Source organism: Aneurinibacillus uraniidurans (assembly GCF_028471905.1).
GTDB lineage: Bacteria > Bacillota > Bacilli > Aneurinibacillales > Aneurinibacillaceae > Aneurinibacillus > Aneurinibacillus uraniidurans.
On record NZ_CP116902.1, the window covers coordinates 3,370,191 to 3,388,132 of the forward strand.

The 17,942-nt window shown below is 45.8% G+C and carries 18 protein-coding genes; 5 read left to right on the top strand and 13 right to left on the bottom strand.

Annotated features, from left to right (window positions below):
- The first annotated feature begins 418 nt into the window (after window positions 1-418).
- A complete protein-coding gene (locus PO771_RS16830) occupies window positions 419-976 on the top strand; it encodes a DUF2569 domain-containing protein (protein WP_272560794.1) in 558 nt (185 codons plus the stop codon).
- A gap of 206 nt (window positions 977-1,182) precedes the next feature.
- Here the strand turns inward: PO771_RS16830 and rlmD are convergent, their stop codons facing one another.
- From rlmD to PO771_RS16850, 4 genes are all read right to left on the bottom strand, one after another.
- Window positions 1,183-2,589, bottom strand: coding sequence for a 23S rRNA (uracil(1939)-C(5))-methyltransferase RlmD (rlmD, locus tag PO771_RS16835; protein ID WP_272560795.1), 1,407 nt, complete (start codon window positions 2,587-2,589; stop codon window positions 1,183-1,185).
- Between the two features lie 27 nt (window positions 2,590-2,616).
- Window positions 2,617-3,495 (bottom strand): diacylglycerol kinase, encoded by an 879-nt coding sequence (locus tag PO771_RS16840; protein WP_272560796.1) that lies wholly within the window; start codon window positions 3,493-3,495, stop codon window positions 2,617-2,619.
- A gap of 94 nt (window positions 3,496-3,589) precedes the next feature.
- Complete coding sequence (locus tag PO771_RS16845) at window positions 3,590-4,954, bottom strand: (Fe-S)-binding protein (protein WP_272560798.1); 1,365 nt, start codon at window positions 4,952-4,954, stop codon at window positions 3,590-3,592.
- Window positions 4,893-6,359, bottom strand: a complete 1,467-nt coding sequence (locus PO771_RS16850) for an FAD-binding oxidoreductase (protein ID WP_272560799.1) — start codon at window positions 6,357-6,359, stop codon at window positions 4,893-4,895. Before PO771_RS16850 ends, PO771_RS16845 begins: the two co-directional genes overlap by 62 nt.
- Before the next feature lie 119 nt (window positions 6,360-6,478).
- Between PO771_RS16850 and PO771_RS16855 the strand changes: the two genes are divergently transcribed.
- Complete coding sequence (locus PO771_RS16855) at window positions 6,479-7,171, top strand: FadR/GntR family transcriptional regulator (protein WP_272560800.1); 693 nt, start codon at window positions 6,479-6,481, stop codon at window positions 7,169-7,171.
- On the opposite strand, the gene PO771_RS16860 is transcribed toward PO771_RS16855, so the two are convergent.
- From PO771_RS16860 to PO771_RS16870, 3 genes are all read right to left on the bottom strand, one after another.
- Window positions 7,168-7,917 carry a sirohydrochlorin chelatase gene (locus tag PO771_RS16860; protein ID WP_272560801.1) on the bottom strand — a complete coding sequence of 250 codons (750 nt, stop codon included), beginning with the start codon at window positions 7,915-7,917 and terminating at the stop codon, window positions 7,168-7,170. The genes PO771_RS16855 and PO771_RS16860 overlap by 4 nt on opposite strands.
- 164 nt (window positions 7,918-8,081) lie before the next feature.
- Window positions 8,082-8,666 (bottom strand): guanylate kinase, encoded by a 585-nt coding sequence (locus tag PO771_RS16865; protein ID WP_272560802.1) that lies wholly within the window; start codon window positions 8,664-8,666, stop codon window positions 8,082-8,084.
- Between the two features lie 136 nt (window positions 8,667-8,802).
- Window positions 8,803-9,357 carry a thioredoxin family protein gene (locus tag PO771_RS16870; protein ID WP_272560803.1) on the bottom strand — a complete coding sequence of 185 codons (555 nt, stop codon included), beginning with the start codon at window positions 9,355-9,357 and terminating at the stop codon, window positions 8,803-8,805.
- Window positions 9,358-9,527: 170 nt separating this feature from the next.
- Between PO771_RS16870 and PO771_RS16875 the strand changes: the two genes are divergently transcribed.
- A complete protein-coding gene (locus tag PO771_RS16875) occupies window positions 9,528-10,412 on the top strand; it encodes an EamA family transporter (RefSeq protein WP_272560804.1) in 885 nt (294 codons plus the stop codon).
- Between the two features lie 33 nt (window positions 10,413-10,445).
- Here the strand turns inward: PO771_RS16875 and PO771_RS16880 are convergent, their stop codons facing one another.
- The 6 genes from PO771_RS16880 to PO771_RS16905 all read right to left on the bottom strand — a co-directional run bounded on the left by PO771_RS16880 (window position 10,446) and on the right by PO771_RS16905 (window position 16,243).
- A complete protein-coding gene (locus tag PO771_RS16880) occupies window positions 10,446-11,039 on the bottom strand; it encodes a DL-endopeptidase inhibitor IseA family protein (protein ID WP_272560806.1) in 594 nt (197 codons plus the stop codon).
- Window positions 11,040-11,109: 70 nt separating this feature from the next.
- Window positions 11,110-12,543: an Asp-tRNA(Asn)/Glu-tRNA(Gln) amidotransferase subunit GatB gene (gatB, locus tag PO771_RS16885; protein WP_272560807.1), complete on the bottom strand. Its 1,434-nt coding sequence runs from the start codon at window positions 12,541-12,543 to the stop codon at window positions 11,110-11,112.
- A gap of 18 nt (window positions 12,544-12,561) precedes the next feature.
- On the bottom strand, window positions 12,562-14,022 hold the full coding sequence (gatA, locus tag PO771_RS16890) for an Asp-tRNA(Asn)/Glu-tRNA(Gln) amidotransferase subunit GatA (RefSeq protein ID WP_272560808.1): 1,461 nt from the start codon (window positions 14,020-14,022) through the stop codon (window positions 12,562-12,564).
- A gap of 18 nt (window positions 14,023-14,040) precedes the next feature.
- Complete coding sequence (gene gatC / locus PO771_RS16895) at window positions 14,041-14,331, bottom strand: Asp-tRNA(Asn)/Glu-tRNA(Gln) amidotransferase subunit GatC (RefSeq protein WP_272560809.1); 291 nt, start codon at window positions 14,329-14,331, stop codon at window positions 14,041-14,043.
- 176 nt (window positions 14,332-14,507) lie between these two features.
- On the bottom strand, window positions 14,508-15,599 hold the full coding sequence (locus tag PO771_RS16900) for a GGDEF domain-containing protein (RefSeq protein WP_272560810.1): 1,092 nt from the start codon (window positions 15,597-15,599) through the stop codon (window positions 14,508-14,510).
- Window positions 15,600-15,691: 92 nt separating this feature from the next.
- The gene (locus PO771_RS16905; RefSeq protein ID WP_272560811.1) at window positions 15,692-16,243 is read right to left on the bottom strand and encodes a cupin domain-containing protein; all 552 of its coding nucleotides are present in this window, start codon (window positions 16,241-16,243) and stop codon (window positions 15,692-15,694) included.
- A gap of 198 nt (window positions 16,244-16,441) precedes the next feature.
- Between PO771_RS16905 and PO771_RS16910 the strand changes: the two genes are divergently transcribed.
- Both PO771_RS16910 and PO771_RS16915 read left to right on the top strand, forming a co-directional pair.
- On the top strand, window positions 16,442-17,212 hold the full coding sequence (locus PO771_RS16910; protein ID WP_272560812.1) for a DODA-type extradiol aromatic ring-opening family dioxygenase: 771 nt from the start codon (window positions 16,442-16,444) through the stop codon (window positions 17,210-17,212).
- A 36-nt stretch (window positions 17,213-17,248) separates the two neighbouring features.
- Window positions 17,249-17,656, top strand: coding sequence for a DoxX family protein (locus PO771_RS16915; RefSeq protein WP_272560813.1), 408 nt, complete (start codon window positions 17,249-17,251; stop codon window positions 17,654-17,656).
- Window positions 17,657-17,942 lie beyond the last annotated feature (286 nt).

A 17,942-nucleotide genomic window follows, 5' to 3' on the forward strand; every position in this document is an offset into this window, starting at 1 on the left:
AGATAAACGATTACAACCAATCTGGCTTTTTTCGATTTTTTACTCTCATTTTTTCTGTCAGAATATGGTCAGTGGTCAAAACAAAAAGCCCGGTTAGCTCCGTGCTCTTCTTAATTCCTGTGTCATAAAGGTAAGCGTTACATCTAGATCCACAATCAAGTAATTAAAATGAATTATATCATTTCCCGAAATATTCACTTGTTACAATATACGTAGCCATACCTACTATAACCATGACTATAATAGCGGAAATAATGCCTATTATTTTTTTTATCATATACCCTCCATTATTTGGTTTATTTTTTTACAAATATATACTAAAATAGCGTTAAAGTCCATAAAATTACAAATTTAGTATATAAGTTTAATTTTATGGACTTTATATACTGCAAACAAAATAAGGGAGGATTTTAGTATTATGGAGCAGCAAACAGACAAAAACGCTAATATATCTGTAAGCAACTCTTTTATAAGTACAGAAAAGTATAAATCAATAGGTGGATGGTTAATTTTATTTGTTACAAGCTTGATCATAACTTTTATCATAATGCTCTTTGTTATTATTAATGAGTTATTACCAGTATTTTTAGATAAGCAACGTTCTATTTTAATAACTCCCGGTTCACAATTATATGATCCATTATTCACTCGCATAACATACATAGAATTATTTATGAGCATAATAATTTCCATATCTGCTATCATTCTATTAGTCTTTTTGTTTCAAAAAAGAAAATTCGTTCCGAAAATCGCTATAATTTATATCGTATTCTCCTCAGCCTATGCAATCGTAGATTTAGCAATGTATATTTCATTAATCAATCACTTCAAGGATATCGGTATTAACCTAAACCTGGATGCTAATGAAATAAGAGAGAAGGTATCAGGATCATTAATAAGCGCAATAGTATACCCTGTGGTCTGGGTGCCGTATTTCTTAAAGTCCAAGAGAGTAAAACATACCTTTATTCGATAAAAATTCAAATTAATTTCGCCAAACAAAAAATCCCCACCACCCAATCCGGCTTTTTTCGATTTTTTATTCTCATTTTTTCTGTCAGAACTTTATTTTTTTCGTAATAATGTTTTGATAAAAAACAGGGGAAAAGGCTTGATATGACTCGTTTTCGCCCTTTCCCCTCTTTCTTTTATCCTTGCCAAAAGCAGAACTTTATTTATTGGTTACACACATTTTATGAGTAGCGCGACACTCTCGACGTGCACCGTATGCGGGAACATATCCACCGGCTGCACTTCAACCGTCTTATATCCGCCACCCTCCAGAAAACGAAGATCACGGGCCAGCGTCGATGGATTACACGACACATACACCACACGGTCCGGCTTCATATCCAGAATCGTCTGCAACAACGCTTCATCACAGCCCTTGCGCGGCGGATCAACCACCATCACATCCGCCCGGTTCCCTTCCTCATACCACGCAGGAATCACAACCTCCGCTTCACCAACCGCAAACGTCGCATTCTCAATTCCGTTCAACCGTGCATTCCGCTTTGCATCCTCAATCGCATCCGGCACAATCTCCACGCCGAACACCTGCTTCGCCTTCTGCGCCAAAAACAACGAGATCGTTCCGATGCCGCAGTACGCGTCAATCACATTCTCTTCTCCCGTCAGCGCCGCATACTCCAACGCCTTCCCATACAAACGCTCCGTCTGCACCGGATTCACCTGATAGAAAGAACGAGCCGAGATCGCAAATGTAATGTCCCCAATCGTATCGTAGATATATTCTTCACCCCATAAAACCCGGGTAACCTCACCAAAAATCACATTCGTCCGCTTCGTATTCACATTCTGTACAATGCTTTTCACACCCGGCACCGCCTGCGCTAACTCTGCAACCAACGCATCCTGATTCAGAATCTTGTCCCCATTTGTGACCAATACAATCATCACATCGCCAGTCGCAAAGCCAACTTTTGTGACGACATGGCGCAAAAGACCTGTGTGCGTTTCCTCCTGGTAAGCACGAACACCGTGCTTCCAGGCGATCTCCTTCACGCGAGCAATTACATCATCGCCAGTTTCATGTTGGATCAGACAGGCTTCCATATCGATGATTTCATGCGAACGAGCAGCGTAGAAACCGCCAATTAAGCCGCCCGCTTCTTCACCAATAGGCACCTGAGCTTTATTTCGGTAGCGCCATGGGTTTTCCATCCCGATTGTCGGATGGACCGGTACACCTTCGATTTTTCCGATACGACGCAGGTTGTCTTCCACAAGCTTGCGCTTGAATTCGAGCTGAGCCGTATACTCCATGTGCTGAATGCCGCAGCCACCGCAGCGAACGTACAACGGACAAGGCGGTTCCATACGAGCAGAAGACGGCTCGATAATCTCAAGTATGCGAGCGTAGCCGAACTGCTTTTTTAGCTTTGTAGCACGAACGCGAACGCGTTCTCCTGCAAGTGCACCCGGCACGAACAACGTGTAGCCTTCGTAGCGGCCCACACCATTTCCTTCATGCGAGATGTCTTCAATCGTAATTTCTACTGTTTCATTTTTCGTAAGTGGCAGGCCGGATAGATCGGCTGTCGGCTGCCTGCGCTGTTTTTTTCTCAAAATCATCCACCTATATTCTATACGTAATTAACGAATAAGCTTGATATGTCGCGGCAGTGTTGTAAACGTACACGGAAGCGTGCCCCCGAACTCTCCATCGAGATTCAGCTTCACCTTCTCATTAGAAATCGCGACAAGCTTCCGGGTCTGGAAATATTCAACCTTCGAATCATTCACATGCTCACCCTTTAACGCCAGCGTAGCGATGCGGATGAAATCCGGAAGCGATGTTTTCTTCAACACAATGCAGTCAAGCAGACCGTCGTCCATTTTTGCATTCGGGGCAATTTTTTCGAAGCCGCCGATTGAGTTACTGTTAGCAATGAGAAACAGCATAATCTCATCATCAATTACCCGATCATCTGCTTCTAAGCGGACGTGCATAGGAGAGAGAAAAGCCAGCTTCTCAATGCCCTTCATATAATAAGCGAGTTGACCAAGCAGTGTTTTCAGCTTGCTAGGTACTTCGTATGTGAGCGTTGTCAACGCACCGCCGCCCGCAATATTAATGAAGTAACGATTGTTAATTTTGCCAACGTCGATTGGAATCGGTGTTCCATTTGCAATGACTTCTACCGCCTTTGGAATGCTGCGCGGCAGGCCAAGCGCACGAGCAAAATCATTCGTCGTTCCTGCCGGAATAATGCCAAGTGCCGGACGGTATTTCTGTTCCGCAATCCCGTTCACCACTTCATATACCGTTCCATCTCCTCCGGCTGCAATCACAAGGTCAAAGCGCCGCTCGACCGCCATACGTGCCGCAAGCGTCGCATCGCCCGCCCCTTTCGTCGCATGACAAGAGGTTTCATAGCCGCTCTGCTCCAGTGTATCGAGTAATCTTGGAATCCACTTTTTCACTTCTTCCCGTCCGGAAGACGGATTATAAATTAAACGTGCACGTTTCACATCCAGCCACCCTATTTCCCCATAAACTTAACTATTCCTTTACAAAGATTACCCTAATTCAAGGAAAAAAGAAAGCCGCCTGTTATGAGGCGACTTACAAGGCACGATCAAGCAAATCCATAATGTGAATCGCCTCCATCTCATTCTGCATGCCAGCTCGAATGATGCCTTGCTTCATCTGAAGCAGACAACCTGGATTGGACGTTACGATAAGGTGCGCTTTCGTTTGCTTGACATTTTTCATCTTGTCATCAAGAATACGCATCGACATATCGAAGTTTGTGATGTTATAGATCCCTGCCGAACCGCAGCAGCTATCAGCATTTATCATCTCGATGTATTCCACACCCGGAATACTGCGGATAAGCTGGCGTGGCTGATTGCGAACGCCTTGGCCGTGTGCTAAATGGCACGAATCTTGATACGTTACGCGAACATCAAAGGAATTCTTGAATTCAATCTGCGGCAGTTCAGCCAGCAGTTCATTTGCATCGCGCGTTTTGGCGACAAATGCCAGCGCACGCTCTTTCCACTCCAGATCATCGTGGAACCAGTGATGATACTCCTTAAGTGCGGCTCCACAGCCACCAGCGTTGTTGACGATGAAGTCAACATTTGCTTTCTCGAATGCCTCGATGTTACGTTTCGCAAGCTCAACTGCTCCGTCTTTTTCTCCGGAGTGCGCGTGCAGCGCCCCGCAGCATGCCTGATCCTCGACAAAGATCACTTCACAGCCGGCTTTCGCAAGCACACGGGAGGTCGCCTGATTCGTTTCATAAAACATCACGTCCATAATACAGCCTTTAAACATGCCGATGCGGAGCTTAGCTGTTTGATCGGTCGGTTTTACGATTTTTTGACGCTTTTTGCGCTCAGCTGGGGACGCTACTTTTTCTACGGCTTTCTGCATTTCTGCCATTGGACGTGGCAATACATTCACAAGTCCGGTTTTATCTGCTAATGTTTGCAGGCCAGCTGCCTGTGCTGCCCAAAGTGCCGTACCAAGTGTATCAATCCGCTTTGGATGCTTGAAGATCTTATTAAAAACAATGTCACGGATAAATGGCGATTTGCTTCGCTCTTTTTTGTTCGTTTCTACCACTTCACGTGCGGTTTCCACGAGGCTGCCGTATGGCACACCTGCTGGACAGGCCGTCTCACAGGCGCGGCAGCCGAGGCACAAATACATGTTGTTCTCAAACTCTTGATCGACCTGTAGCGCTTCCTGGGCTACGCCTTTCATGAGAGCGATTCGACCACGCGGGCTTGCCACCTCTTTACCTGTCTGCCGGTACGTCGGACAGGATGGAAGGCAGAAGCCGCACTGCATGCAGTTCATAATTTCGTTCGTGTCAAACTTGTTCAGCAGGGATACACTGGCAGTGGAGCAGTCTGGATTATTTGTCTGCTTGTTCATTTCCATGCGCATGTTCTCTCGTTTGTCCACATCCACAGCCATGATTCACGACCACCCTTCTTCTTGAGCTTTTCGCAAAAATTTTGCCAGGGTTCATAATTCCGTACGGGTCAAACGCTTCTTTAATTCGTCGCATGATGTCCATGCCAACTGGACCAACTTTTAGATCAAGGTAATCGGCTTTTGCCATACCAACACCGTGTTCGCCTGTAATGGTGCCGCCGAGCTTGATTGCTGCATGGAAAATCTCTTCGAATGCCTGCTCCACGCGGTGGATTTCTTCCTTATCCCGTTCATCTGTCAGGCAGGTCGGGTGCAGGTTGCCATCTCCTGCATGACCAAATGTACAAATCTGCAGGTCGTATTTTTTCGCTACCAGATTAACTTGCTCCACCATCGCCGCCAGGTTGGCACGCGGTACAGTAGCATCTTCCAGAATCGTCGTCGGTTTGACGCGGGCAAGTGCCGAGAGTGCCGAACGACGCGCTGCCATCAGACTCGCTCCTTCTTCTGCCGTCTGTGCCATCCGTACTTCTGTTGCGCCTTCTGCCCGGCAAATATCTGCCATCCGCGCAATATCGTGCTCAACCTGAAGCGAGGTTCCATCCTGTTCGATAATGAGCATGGCCTTCATGTCTAACGGCAATCCAATATGTGCGAAGTCTTCCACTACGATCATCGTCTCTTGATCAAGGAATTCCAGCGTCGCCGGAATAATCTTGGAAGCGATAATCCGCTGTACACTTCGGGCCGCATCCGTCAGGTCATTGTAGTACGCCACCATCGTTTGTTTGGTTTCTGGAAGCGGTAACAATTTTGCAGTGATCTCCGTAATAACTGCCAGCGTTCCCTCTGATCCAACGAGCAGCTTGGTGACATCGTATCCCGCTACATCTTTCGCATTCTTACCGCCTACCCGTAAAATATCTCCATTCGGTAGAACGGCTTCCAGTCCCATAATATAATCTTTTGTTACACCGTATTTTAGGCCGCGCATACCGCCTGCACATTCCGCGACATTCCCACCCATGGTCGAAATCCGCATACTGCCTGGGTCCGGTGGGTAAAATAGCCCCACTGCCTCTACCGCTTTATGAACATCTGCCGTAATTACACCCGGCTCAAATGTCGCAGTCAAATTATCCTGATCAATTTCTTTAAAAGCATTTAAGCGATTCATATTGAGTACAATTCCACCTTCGACCGGTACCGTCCCACCGCACAAGTTCGTGCCAGAACCACGGGATACAATCGGAATCCGATGCTGACTGGCGACCTTCATAATCGCTGCTATTTCCTCCACGCTAGATGGAATCACTACAGCATCCGGCATTGCCTGGTAAAGCGGGGTTGCATCATACGAATACACATACAACTCATTCGGTGTATCGAGAAAATAATCGCGACCGACAATACTCCGCAATTCATTTTTAATATTTTGATTCATTCGAATCCTCCTCTCCTATTCAGCAGGTCATCTGACGAATTTGATAATAATTTTAGCATAACGCAGAAAAATTGTGTAGAATAAAAGAAAAGAATTTAATAGAAGGGTACGAAACATTTATGTCACTTATTAAAAAAAGTTATGAAGTGATCGCGGAACAAATAGAGAAACTGATCGAAGATGGAACGCTAGAACCCGGAACGCGGCTCCCCACCATTGATCGCCTCGCCGAACAGTACCATGTAGGAAAGTCTACCGTCCGGGAAGCACTTAGCCAGCTCAAGGCACGCGGCCTGATTGAATCACGTCAAGGCGAGGGTACCTTTGTGAAAAAAAGTGCAGCAGCGGCATTAAAAGCCATTCCACCTATCATCGCCAGCAATCACGAAGAATTGGTGAAGCTGATGCAAGTACGCCAGATTGTGGAGTCCGGCTGTGCGGAACTTGCAGCGATGAACCGAGATGAAGAGGACATGCAGCGTCTTTCTACTATTATAAATAATATGGAAGCTGCACTAACGGATGAAGAGCTGAGTCGGTTATACGACATTGAATTTCACATTGCCATCGCATACGCCACAAAAAATCCGTATTTACAGAACATGATGGAAAGCATCGCGGAGGCACTCAACCTAACGATTCGGGATAGCCGTAACCTGTGGTTATATGAAAGCGAAGGCACAACCTCCCGTCTCTATCATGAGCACCGGGAAATATTTGAGGCCATTCAAAACCAGAACAGCAAAGAAGCACGTAACCTGATTGAACAGCATCTTACCCGCGTACGTGAGGTACTCGAAACAGGTCGTTAAGATACGTACATCTGGATCGTACTCGCAAGCCATTTTGCCACGTTTGGATCAGGGAGATAAGGGCGTCCGTCATAGCGCACCGAAATCCCGGCCAGACGCTGCGGAATGGCTTTTTCTGTGTAATAACCTGAACTAAGAAACAGGGGGACAACGAGCGGCTTGTATCTGTCTGCTAGTCGGGACGCCTGCTGTCGAATGGTATCTGGATGAAATGTACTGTATGCAGCAGCACACAGCCCAACTTCATCACACAAACTCGCCGCAAGTTCCTGCAGCAGCCGCTCCCATCGTTCTTGATAACCAGTCTCCTCGCTCCCGTGTGCCACAAGCAGTAATGCTTCTTCTTCTGGGCGACTAGACAGCTCACATACTCGCGTCCGCAGCAAAGTACGGATGCATTGGTGTGTGTCCATCGGTGCAGCCCAGGTGATAGCGGTACCAGGTTGCAACGAAATGCGTGCTAAATCCGTCGGCACGGCACAGCTATCCGCAAGACCAAGCGCATAACGAATTTCGGATAAATGGGTGCTGCCACTTGACACGAATAGCGGGATTGCGATGATATGCTGAACCCCCTTCTCTTCCAACCTTCGGATTCCATTCACAATCGACTTTCCCTCGACCATACCAAGAAAAGCTACCTCGATCTGCACATTGCTAGTAAGCTGTCTTGCTGTTTTTTCCACAAGCTCGTTCCACTCTGGCCGACGCGAACCATGTGCAATAATGATGACTCCTTGCTTCATGCAATCCCCTCCCATTAAAACCGACTATTTTTCTGTGTATTGTAAACTTTATAGCACTTTTCCTCGTATTTGTACACAAAAAAATCCTGATATACACCCTTCTCATAAGAACAAAGAAGGGGTATACCAGGATTTTTACCTCTTACGGTACCGGTTGTTTGCAATTAGTCTTCCAGAAATTTAGCTTCTAAGTACTTCTCCAGCAGCTTCGTAATTTCGAAAGCCGTATGCGATGAATCAAAGTTTTCAAATACATGCTCGCACGCATCTTTATAGGCGATCGTTTCGTTATAATGTGCTAGGTGTCGTGCGATATCCTTGTCTGAATCGCCACGCTGCTTTTGGCGCTCGGCAACCGTATCACTGTCTGCATAAATAAAGAAGCGAATCACGTTATCTCCATACAGCTTTTTCACTTTCTCCGTTCCTTCCGCATTCAACACCATAATAATACTCTGGTGTTCGGTAAACAATGCGGCAATATCTCCTTCTTTGATGCCATAGTGATAGCCGTCCATCGCAACGCTTTCTAAAAACTCATTATTTGCTGCTGCCTGATGAAATTGCTCTTCAGTAATAAAATGATAGTCTTGCCCTTCCACTTCCATCGGTTTCTTCGGACGAGTTGTATAGGAAATAACCGGCGGAATATGAAGACTGCGAAAAATCATTTCCGCAATCGTTTTACGACCTGCTCCGTCGGGTCCTGTAAATACCAAGATATACTCTTTATCTTTTAAACTAAACATGGCATAAAACCTCCTTGGAATGAACGTCTAGATTGTCAATAGAACGCACCAAATACACAGACCGATAGTGAAAAAGACCAGACTCTATTAGCTATATTCGATATTTGTAATAAAATCCCTTGTGTTCCACAGAATTTTATTCCTGTACCTTCGCTTTCACACTTTCGATAACCGTACGCCACACGGAAGGGTCGGACGTGATTCTTTCTTTAAATTGGCGATACATATTTTTTTGTTTCTCTTGAAAATCTGGTGAGTCTGCTGCGGGTAGTTCAGCTCGTAAGGCTGTAACCATCTCCTGCACCTCTGATGATCTTGGACCCCAGACCTTTTTTTCGTTACCATCTTGATCGATAAAAATGAAAATTGGAATGGAGCGCGATGTTCCATTCGTTAAGTATTGATCCATAAGCTCCAGATTCTCATCACGAATCAAAAAGCGTAATTCTATCTTGCTTGCCTCTGCGATTCGCTGCAGGACTGGAACACATAAAGCCGCATCTCCACACCAATCCGCAGTAAGGACAATTCCTCTCCAGTTACGCTCGGCAGCATCGTTCCATGTATTTTGATCCTCTTCCGAGAAAACTACTTGTTCGTAGACCCGTGTTAGTTCCTGTTGATTGACTTGCATGTTCATACGATACTGTTCAAACGTCATTCCTTTTTCATACCAGAGTTCGAGTGTCATAGCTATGACCCCTTTCACGTTTATAATATTGTTCCCCTATATAATATCTATTCGACAAAACAAGCCAACTATCTTCCATGGTAGAGAAATTCCTCTGGAATAAAGTCGAAATTTTGTTACAATAATTTTACCGATAACTTTATATGCATACGAAAAAAGGAGGGGAGTTCGTGGTTTCCGGATATCTTCTTGTGCTATTATCGGCGGTCGGATTCGGTTTGCTGCCGATCTTTGCGCTGTTTGCCTATGACAGTGGCGTAAGTGTAACGACGCTGTTATTTTTACGTTTTGCCATTGCAGCGGTTATTTTCTTTGGCTGTGTGTTCTTGTACTCACGCACCTGGAACGTATCACGGCGTCAGCTGATATCACTTTTGCTGCTCGGCAGCGTATTTTACACTTTGCAGTCGTCGGCGTATTTTTTAGCTGTAAAGTACATTCCAGCCTCACTAGCCACGCTTTTATTTTATTTGTACCCTGTATTCGTTGCAATTCTATCGTTCTTCTTTAATAAAGAAACGCTATCAAAGCAGCTGGTCCTATCTGTTCTTATCTCGCTTGGCGGCATGGGGCTCGTGCTTGGAACGCCAAATGGAGACATTAACACACTCGGCGTGCTATTCGCGCTCGGCGCGGGGGCTGTGTATTCGCTGTACATTATTATCGGCAATCGGGTAACATCATCCGTACCTCCAATTGTCACAAGTGCGTATATCGCCCTGTTTGCCTCGACATCGTTTTTTGTATGGGGAATCTTCACTGACTCCCTGCATTTTTCATTTAGCAAAACCGGATGGATGGCGATTATCGGTGTCGCACTCTTCTCGACCGTTGTGTCGATGCTCACATTTTTTGTTGGCATGAACAAAACCGGGCCAACACGTGCTTCTATTGTGAGTATGGTGGAACCGATTGTGACGATCCTGTTCTCTTTTGCCCTGCTGCATGAACAGATGGCGGCGCTACAAATGCTCGGTGGAGGGATTGTCCTCACAGGAGCGGTGCTTGTCATTATGGCAAAAGAAAAACAACATGAAAACAGCCAGCTCTCCTGATGGAAGAGCTGGCTGTTCGTCTTTTATCCTGCTTTAAAAAAGCTTCTCCGGCGGTGTTGCAATCCGCCAGACTCCCTTTTCTTTTTGTACGGTCACAATTTGCACTTCAGGCTTCATCCCGACGTCAGCAGGATACGGAATGATCAATTGATAGTCTCGTACATTTCCCGAACTTCGCAAAAGCTTCGCAGTTGCTTTATCGAACTGCAGCAAGTTTCCCCCATCTGCATTTAGCTGTGCTGTTCTGCCTTGATACGTAATGAATCGCTCTTTGATATATGTCTCACTTGCCTGCTTGGTGAATACTTGTGTCAAGTAAGCACTCAGCTTTTTCGGCGTACCTATATCAGCAGACAGGAACCTGTACTCTTGCGCATTCGGGTCGTTTTTAATTTTGAAACTTTCGATCTTACCCGTACCTTTGCCGCCACTGCTTGTATAAACATAATGCTTCTGTGCCGCTACAATAAGCGAGATAATATTCTTCTCATTTATGTTTTTGATTTGTGTCGGATGTACCGTTTGCTTGCTCGCAGCTGCCAAAACCGATTCCGTTCCAAAAGGCGTAACCACCGTCGCAAAGCTGCATGATAAAGCCAAGCACCCGATTATCATATACTTTTTCATATTTCACCCTCCTCGCCCTTCAGACGATCCAGGGGAGGAAAATGTTTCTAAAAAATTCCTTTGTAGAAACCTACAATTTTGCCAGCGCATCACGGAGCAGCTGATTAACTACACCCGGATTTGCTTTTCCTTTGGATGCTTTCATGATCTGACCCACAAGCGCACCCATTGCTTTTTCCTTACCGGCTTTGAAATCTTCAATCGCCTGCGGATTTGCAGCGAGCACTTCGTCTACCATCTGCTTCAGTGCCCCTTCATCGCTAATCTGCACCAGACCTTGTTCTTCGACGATTTTTTCCGGCGACTTGCCTGATTCCATCATCTCTTTGAACACTTTCTTGGCGATCTTGTTGCTGATGGTGCCTTTTTCGATCAGCTGTACGAGCGCACCAAGATTATCCGGTGTCAGGCTGATCTGTTTGAATTCCAGGTTATTGGCGTTCAAATATCCGATCGTCTCTCCCATGAGCCAGTTGGAAACTGCTTTGGCATCCGCACCAGTCTGCACAGTCGCATCAAAGAAGTCAGACATGTCCTTCGACATCGTCAGTACACCCGCATCGTATTCCGGCAAGCTGTACTGTTCCACATAACGAACTTTACGTGCATCTGGCAGTTCCGGGATCAAGGCACGAATCTCTTCAATCCAGGCCGGATCGATTTTCATCTTGATCAGATCTGGGTCCGGGAAGTAGCGATAGTCATGCGCCTCTTCTTTGCTTCGCATGGAGAAGGTACGGCCTGTGTTATCATCCCAGCGGCGTGTTTCTTGTACAACTTCTTCTCCGTCACGCAGCAATTCTGCCTGACGAATTTCTTCATATTCAAGTCCACGCTGTACGTTGCGGAGTGAGTTCACGTTTTTCAGCTCGGCCCGTTTACCGAATTGTTCCTGACCTACTGGACGCAGACTGATGTTAGCGTCACAACGGAATGAACCTTCCTCCATTTTCACATCGGAGATTTCACAATACTGGACAATTGATTTGAGCTTCTCCAAATACAAGCGTGCTTCTTCCGGTGAACGGAGGTCCGGCTCGGAGACAATCTCGATGAGCGGCGTTCCCACACGGTTAAAGTCAACGAGCGATGCGTATCCACTGTCTGCGTGTGTCAGTTTGCCCGCATCTTCTTCTAGCTGGAGACGGGTAATACCGATACGCTTCGGCTTACCGTCTACTTCGATTTCAATCCAGCCGTTTACTGCAATTGCTTGATCCAGCTGGGAAATCTGATATGCTTTCGGTGAATCTGGATAGAAGTAGTTTTTACGCTCGAAAATACTTTCATCCGCAATCTCACAATTGAGTGCGAGTCCAGCTTTAATTGCGAATTCTACTGCGCGCTTGTTCAGTACCGGCAAAACACCCGGATGTCCGAGGCAGACCGGGCATGTATGCGTGTTTGGCGGTGCGCCGAATTCTGTTGAACAACCACAGAAAATTTTTGTATTCGTGGACAATTCCACGTGAACTTCAAGTCCAATGACCGTTTCGAATTCCATCGTCTGTCTAACCTCCTTTTACAGCTCTGGACGAGCTTTGTGATGTTCGGTATTTTGTTCAAACGCGTGTGCAACGCGGAGTACAGTTGCTTCATCGAATGATTTACCTGCGATTTGCATACCGATTGGCATCCCATTGCTTGCGAATCCGCATGGAACGCTGATTGCCGGAATACCTGCAAGGTTAACTGGAATTGTACAAATATCTTCCAGATACATCGTCAGCGGATCATTCACTTTCTCGCCAATCTTAAATGCTGTTGTCGGCGCAGTTGGTCCGATAATCACATCATATTTCGCAAATACCTGGTCAAAGTCGCGCTTAATGAGCGTACGCACTTGCTGAGCTTTCCGGTAGTATGCATCATAATAACCTGAGCTTAATGCATACGTACCAAGCATGATGCGACGCTTCACTTCCGGGCCAAGTCCCTGGCTGCGCGTCTCATGGTACATATCAATCAAGTTCTCGGCACTATCCGCACGTACGCCATAGCGTACGCCGTCATAGCGTGCCAGGTTGGATGACGCTTCTGATGGTGCAAGAATGTAATACGTCGGTACCGCATATTCTGTATGCGGCAGTGTTACTTCTTCTACCGTTGCACCCAGGCTCTCCAGCACTTTTAACGCTGCGTTAATTTTCTCGCGCACTTCCGGGTCGATCCCTTCGCCCATCATTTCTTTCGGTACACCAACACGTAAGCCTTTGATGTCACCTGTCAGTGCCGAGATGTAATCCGGGATTTCTACATCCGCTGATGTGGAATCAACCGGATCATGTGTAGCAATCGCCTGTAGCACATAAGCCGAGTCTTCAACGTTTTTCGTAATTGGGCCGATCTGATCAAGCGAAGATGCGAACGCCACCAGACCGTAGCGAGATACGAGACCGTATGTCGGCTTCAGGCCAACTACGCCGCAGTACGCCGCTGGCTGGCGAATGGAACCACCTGTATCCGAGCCAAGCGAGAAGTATACTTGTCCAGCCGCAACCGATGCAGCCGAACCACCGCTCGAACCACCTGGTACATACGCAAGGTTCCATGGATTGTATGTGTTATGGAAGCTAGAGTTCTCAGTCGAGCCACCCATCGCGAATTCATCCATGTTCAACTTCCCGATCATGACAGCTTCGGATGCATGCAAACGATCCATCGCAGTAGCGTTATGAACCGGCTTATAGTTAGCCAGTAATTTACTCGCACATGTAGTGATTACATTTTTTGTTACAATGTTATCTTTAATCCCCGCTGGCAAACCAAAAAGCAATCCCTGTTCTTCTCCACGGGATTGCTGCTCGTCCAACTGTTTTGCGCGAGCACGCGCATTCTCCTCATCGAGGGAAATAAACGCCTTTACTTTATCTTCAGTCTGAGCGATGCGCTCAAACGAAGCGTTTACGAGATCGGAGACAGTAAGTTCTCCTTTTTCCAGTTCGGTATGTATATCTTGCAACCGTTTTTCAAACAAAGACACGCAGGTTGTCCCCCTTTCCTATTCGATAACAGCCGGTACTTTGAATTGTCCATCCTCTTCATCCGGCGCATTGCGCAGAGCGTCTTCATGACTCAAAGACGGAACGACGATATCATCGCGCATAACGTTATACACATTAAGCACATGACTAGTTGGCGGTACATCCGCTGTATCGAGTTCGTTTAATTTTCCTGCAAACTCAAGAATGCTGTTCAGTTGTTCAGTATATTTCACGGCTTCTTCTTCCGTCAGATTCAGACGGGCAAGCTTGGCTACATATTCGACTTCATTGCGTGTAATCGCACTCATGTTTTCCACCTCCTGCATATGATTCTGGCGCTGCTCTCCTCATACGCCAGCATGACTAAATCTACGTAAAATCATACCAGAGAAGAGTACGCCACGCAATAAAGGAGGGGGAAGAGCGAAAGGGGAAAACATAATGGCGCCTACGTTTCCCCCCTCCTCTTTCTTCCCCTATTTTCTTACTCACCAAGGACCTTTACACCATTCCGTCCATTGTTTTTTACTTCATACAAACTTTTGTCTGCATATAAAATCGTCTGTTGTACATGATCTATAGAAGACAATTCTGCGCATCCAATCGAGATCGTAACAGGTGGAATACGCGTTCCATCTTCCGCCTGGAATTTCGCCGAAGCGACCGCTTGGCGAATCTGCTCAAGACAGGATTCCAAATACTCTACAGATGTACAAGATACATAGAGAATAAACTCTTCTCCTCCATACCTTGCCACAAAAGCCCTGTGCCCTTCGCTATTTATTGTTCTACACACCTGCAAAAATACTTGTGCTATTTTTTGCAGCACACGGTCTCCCGTTAAATGGCCATACGTGTCGTTAATTTTTTTAAAATAATCAATATCAACCAAAGCAACATAATTGACAGGCTGCTTCCCTTTATATTCAACGTTCAGTAAATCAAAAAACTTACGCAGATTGTACAACTCTGTTAACGGATCATGCTCAGCAAAAAACTGCAGCTTACGTTGCAGTTCCATCTGTCGCATTGACCAGATCTCAAAAAGATAAAGAATAATCGCAGAACCTGTTATCGATATGTATCGAAGCGGCGCAATCATCATAAAAACTTCCCATCCATTTGGAAACCATATAATAATAGGGAGGTCAGAAATCAGCCACATCATACTAAATAACGCCCAAATTTTAAACGGTTGGATCTTTGTCTTATTCCTGATGTAAAAAAACAACACAAAAAGAGTCGGCAAAACCAATCCAAAGACAATGCCCGGTACAGCACCGGCCCCACCCATTCCCCATCTCCACATACAAACAATGGCCAGAGCAGGCCAGGTGTCTTCCCATCCTCTAAACAATGCCGCAAATCCAAGTGGAATGATTCGCAAATCAAACCAGTATTCCTCATACGTAATCGGCAGATAAAACAAGGAAATAGAAGTAGCAGAAATAATCGCCACGATTAAAAAGCGAAATACCCCTTGTGAAACTTTGCCTTTTACGCTCATAATCATAAAATTCAGGGCTGCGTGCATCATTAAAATGACTGCTATATTTGATAAAACAGACTGAATCATCGTTCATTCCCCATATCTCATTACCGGAATCACTATATAACCTACATTTTATCATACAAACTGCCTGCACGATGTGCAGGCAGTTCCCATCCCTATATCATATCGTCTGAATGTGCCGCATAAACCGAGATCAGCATTTTGCCCATCGTGTCGCCAATGTTGACAACCCGATGTGGAATACATGCTTTCCAATAGAAGCTATCCCCCGGACCGACTACGAACTCATCTTCTCCCTGCTGAATAAGAAACGTTCCCTCTAGTACTAGGTGTGCTTCTTCCCCTTTATGAGCATGCGGTTCATCTCCAGTACCTACACCAGGTGGCGTATACGTAATCATCATACGAAGCCCATCCCGATTTTGTGGGGTAAGTAATTCTACGCGAATCCCATTCTTGCCAAACTCATGAACGACTCTCTCTTCCCTTCGCACAACCTTAACCGCCTGACTTGGCTCTAGCAACAAATAAGCAAGGGGTACATGAAGAAAATCAGCAATCGTTTGCAGTGTCGCAATTGAGGGTGATGTTTTTCCGTTCTCGACCTGACTGACGAATCCTTTAGACAATCCGGTTCCTTCACACATTTCTGCAATCGTAATCCGCTTGCGATTACGCAGGCTGCGAATATTTTCACCTATATTCATATTTTTTTCACCTCATACTTGACATATTACCACCATCGTGATAGTTTTTAAATATAAAACATAGTTCACTTTTACAAAACCCGGATACAAAGAGATGATCCTTCCTCTCTTAACTATATACCGGATTTTCTTTTCCTTCTATGTTTTGTAATACAAAACTTTAATTCATAAAATAAAACCTAAAAGGAGGTTATACGTATGATGCCAGCTTTTTTTCTTGCACACGGAGCACCTTCACTTGTGATCGAGGAAAATTCCTATACAGAGTTTCTGAGCAAGCTCGTTGCTGAGCTTCCACGTCCTAAAGCGATTGTCGTTTTCACTGCACACTGGGAATCGGATGTGCAGCTCATCAGCAGTGCCCAAACACACCGCACGCTGTATGATTTCTCAGGATTTCCTGCTGAGATGTATGAGATGACATATCCGGCACCAGGTGACCCTGAACTTGCTGGAAGCATCACAAAGCTGTTAGCCAACGAGGGAATTCCATCCCGGCAGGATGATACGCGACCACTTGATCACGGTGTATGGGCACTGCTTAAGCTGATGTATCCAAATGCCGATATCCCGGTTGTCGCAATGTCAGTGAATCCATTCCTGCCTCCTGCTGAACAGTATCGCATCGGGCAGGCACTTGCGCCGCTTCGTGATGAAGATGTTCTTATTATTGGCAGCGGCGGCACCGTTCACAACTTACGGCGTCTCCAATGGGGTGGCGGGCAGCCTGAGCCATGGGCGATGGAGTTTGATCAGTGGGTTAATGAAAAGCTCGTCACATGGAATACAGAGGACATGTTCCGCTATGACGAACTCGCTCCACATGTGCGGGAAGCTGTTCCACGCAATGAGCATTTCATCCCGCTCCTCCCGATCATGGGAGCAGGCGATCGTACACGTCAGGCAGCACTGCTGCACCAAGTATATCAATACGGTTCACTTAGCTTAAGTGCTTGGAAATTTGAGTAATATGTATGTACTTATACAAAAGGGGAGATTTTCAACATGAATAACAAAGAAAAAGCATTATTTCTCGTACAGCTCATTCTCGGATTTATTTTCTTCATGCACGGTCTCGGCAAATTCCAGGGAGGAATTAGCAACATCGCAGGCTGGTTCGCAAGCATTGGTCTTCCAGCCGGACTCGCTTATGTCGTAGCGACTATTGAATTAGTTGGTGGCTTGCTTATGATCGCAGGTCTTGGCACTCGCGTAGTTGCGGCACTATTCGCCGCTGTAATGGTAGGAGCGATTGCTACCGTCAAAGGTGCTGCCGGACTGATGGGCGATGGAACACATCCAGGTTATGAATTTGAGCTTGTACTACTTGTGCTTTCCGTATTCTTCGTACTGGCCGGTCCTTCGGCAATCTCGCTTGATCGTAAGCTCTTCAAACGTGGAGAACAACAATAAAAAATGCGTATTGAAGGGAGGTGATCCGGATGGCTGCTTGTGGTTGTGGACAAACTCAGAACCCGCAGGGACAATGCGATGGTTCACATGCAAATAAAAAAGAAGAAACAAAATAAGGTGAAAACCTATTATTCAAACGAAATGGCAGTGAGCTACGCTCACTGCCATTTTTCTTATGTATAAATCTACCAGAAAGAAAAAAACAAAAGCAAAAAGTAGAGAGAATAAAGGCATATGCCGTTTCACATCTAGCAAAAATTCATATACTTTATTATCAATTAAAAGG